Annotated in this window: 3 protein-coding genes; 1 reads left to right on the forward strand and 2 read right to left on the reverse strand. The window is 67.3% G+C overall.

Annotation, left to right across the window (positions count from 1 at the left end):
- On the forward strand, positions 1-611 hold a 611-nt coding region (locus tag AC1DYI_RS31800), incomplete at its 5' end, for an outer membrane protein assembly factor BamB family protein (RefSeq protein WP_477208108.1).
- A gap of 60 nt (positions 612-671) precedes the next feature.
- Here AC1DYI_RS31800 and dapA read toward each other — a convergent pair.
- Together dapA and AC1DYI_RS31810 are read right to left on the reverse strand one after the other, a co-directional pair.
- Positions 672-1,577 (reverse strand): 4-hydroxy-tetrahydrodipicolinate synthase, encoded by a 906-nt coding sequence (gene dapA, locus AC1DYI_RS31805; RefSeq protein WP_477208109.1) that lies wholly within the window; start codon positions 1,575-1,577, stop codon positions 672-674.
- A gap of 252 nt (positions 1,578-1,829) precedes the next feature.
- Positions 1,830-2,528 carry a hypothetical protein gene (locus AC1DYI_RS31810; protein ID WP_477208110.1) on the reverse strand — a complete coding sequence of 233 codons (699 nt, stop codon included), beginning with the start codon at positions 2,526-2,528 and terminating at the stop codon, positions 1,830-1,832.
- Positions 2,529-2,749: the final 221 nt, after the last annotated feature.

Here is a 2,749-nt window from a genome sequence, read left to right on the forward strand (position 1 = left end):
CCTTGATGCCGTGGGGCGGCGTCACGGCGCCGGGCACCTATGCCTTCGACGCGGCCACCGGCCGACGGCTGTGGTCGCGCCTGCAAAACGACTGCAGCTACATCTTCGACCCCGCGATGGTGCTGGGCGATCGGGTGCTTATCGCCCCCTGTGGTGCCGGGCCATTGACGGCGCGCCGCGCCTCAGACGGCAAACTGCTGTGGAAGAAGGACGACCTGCCCGATCACCCGGTGCGCCCGCTGGTCGGCCATGGCAACACCATCTTCAGCGCCCACAGCAGCTACCTGATCGCGATGGACGCCGACACCGGCCTGGACCAATGGCGCCTGGAGGAGCAGACGCCCTACGACCACTTCCTGACCAACCCGATCTGGGCCAACGGCATGCTCTTCATGCTGATCGACAAGGCCTTGGACCACACGCTGGAGTTGCGCGTGCTGGACGCCACCACCGGCAAGAGCCTGGCCAAGCGCCCGCACCAGTACCCCGAATACGCCGACCCCTTCGGCAACAGCCTGACCGTGGCCGACGGCCGGGTGCAGATCGGCTACTACCTGAATGTGCCGGGTGGGGTCGGCAAGGCGCACTGGGTGGCGTACGGCCTGAAGTGACGTCGAGCGACTTGGCGGGCGGCCCCGGCGCCACCCGCCCCGCGGCAGGTAGCGCGCCCGCTACCGCACGAGGCCTCGCTCGGGCGGCAGCTCCGGCCATGCAGCGTCGATCGCGTCGAGCATGGCCTGGATGCGCTGAGCAAGGGACGCAGAAGCCGTGGTCATTGGCGCGCGCAACTCGTCGTGCAAATCCAGGCGTTGCGCCAATGCAGACTTGACCGGACCGGGATTCGGCTCCTCGAAAAGAGCGCACGTCAGCGGCCAGAGCGCCCTCCACAAGCGGCGTGCCTCGCACAGATCGCCTTGGTCAACCAGGCGGTACAAGCCGGCAAAGAGATCGGGGCGCAGGTGGGCCGAAGCCGCAATCGCGCCCACCGCTCCCTGGCACAGGCTCACGAAGATGCGCGAGTCGTCGCCGCACAGCACCTGCAGCCGACCATCGTCGATCACGGCCTGCGTGTGCTCCAGGTCACCGCCGCAGTCCTTGACGGCGCAAATTCGCGGGTGCGCCGCGAGGCGCAGCATGGTGTCCGTCTCGATGCGAACCCCCGTGCGGCCGGGGATGTCGTAGAGCACCACCGGGTGCGGTGACGCGTCGGCCACGGCCGTGTAGAAATCGGCGACGCCCTGTTGCGACGGCTTGACGTAGTACGGCGGCGGCACGAGCACGCCAGCCAACGGCAGGCCCGCCAGTTCTCGCAATCGCCCCGCCACGCCTGCTGGCGTGACACCCGACACGCCCATCACCACCCGCAACTCGCCCCGAGCTTCGATGACGGTGCGCAGCACGGCCAGTTGCTCAGCCTCGTCGAGCGATGCCGCCTCGCCGGTGCTGCCGCACACGACCAAGCCAGCGATGCCTTTGTTGCCCAGGTGCGCCACCAGGCGCTTCAGCCCGTCATGGTCGACGGCGCCATTGATGAAAGGGGTGACGAGCGGCACCCAAATGCCGGCGAAATCCTGCATCGGAATCTCCATGGTTCGACCGATGGAAAACCGTCGACAGATTCAGCGCGGGGTGCACGGGCCACAGACAAGCGACCCTGGTGGTGTTCCGTCGCTCATCCGACGACGGAACGAAAGCTCCGGTCAGACGAGCTTTTGTTTTTTCGATTTGCGCGCGGCCACGCCAAGCCCGACGAATTCGTCAGAGCGGGCGCTGAGTCTGGGGCCGGAACGCATGGGGTGAGTGTAGAGGGAAAAACAGCCGCGCCAACCCTAACGTTCCAGCTGCGCATGCTGACGCTTCAACACCCAGGCGGCCCAGCCCAGCGCCAGCAAGATCACGGCCGCGCCCAGCTTGTGCACCAACGCCCCAAGCCATTGGGCTTGAGGCAACAGGCCCATCGAGCGCAGCAGGTAAATCCAGTCGTGCCCGCCGGCCTCGCCGGTGCGGCCCGACAGCAACATCATCTGCGGCACCAGAGAGTCGTAGATGTACGGCGCCACGTCGAGCAACGACACGCCCAGCAGCCACAGGCCGATGGCGGCGCCGAACGGGTCACGGTTGGTCCACAACAGCGCCCCGGCCATGATCGCCGGCATCAGCAACTGGCCCAGGGTGCCGCCGAAGATCGTCATCCAATGGCCGAACGGCATGAAGATCACGTGGCCCGCCTCGTGAAAGATCAGCAGCGGTCGGTGCAGGAACGAATTGTTGATTTCGGCGTTGCGGTAGTTCAGCGAAATCAGCACCGCCGCCCAGAGTGCGAAGCTGACGAGCAGCGCCACTCGGCCCCAGAAGGCGAACGGGGTGACCTGGGCCGGCACCTCGAGCAGACGCTCGCGCCAGGTGCTGCCCTCGTCATCACCGCCTCGGCTGTCAGCGCGTTTCGCACGGTCCCTCCCCGAGCCGACCCGCGCCAGGATCACGCCGCACGCCGGGCAAGCCGCCGGAAAGGCCTGGTCCACCGGCATGGGCGCGTGGTCGCACTTCGGGCAATGGGCGTACATGAGGCCGCAGTCTAGGCGACCCGAAGAAGCTGCCCTTCAGGCGTCAGAAGGCTTCGTTCGTGACACCGGCACACCGCCGAACGGCGGCGTGGACTCAGCGCTTCAACCCGCCCAGGTGGACGCCGAGATCGCCGTCCTTGTCGGGAACGGCATAGGCCGCATGCAGGCGGCTGCCGGCAGCCGCC

This window comes from Ideonella sp. P3_A4 (genome assembly GCF_056403075.1).

Coding starts and splice junctions, on each gene's coding strand:
- AC1DYI_RS31810 (WP_477208110.1), bottom strand. CDS start 2,528: ATGCCGGTGGACCAGGCCTTTCCGGCGGCTTGCCCGGCGTGCGGCGTG.
- dapA (WP_477208109.1), bottom strand. CDS start 1,577: ATGCAGGATTTCGCCGGCATTTGGGTGCCGCTCGTCACCCCTTTCATC.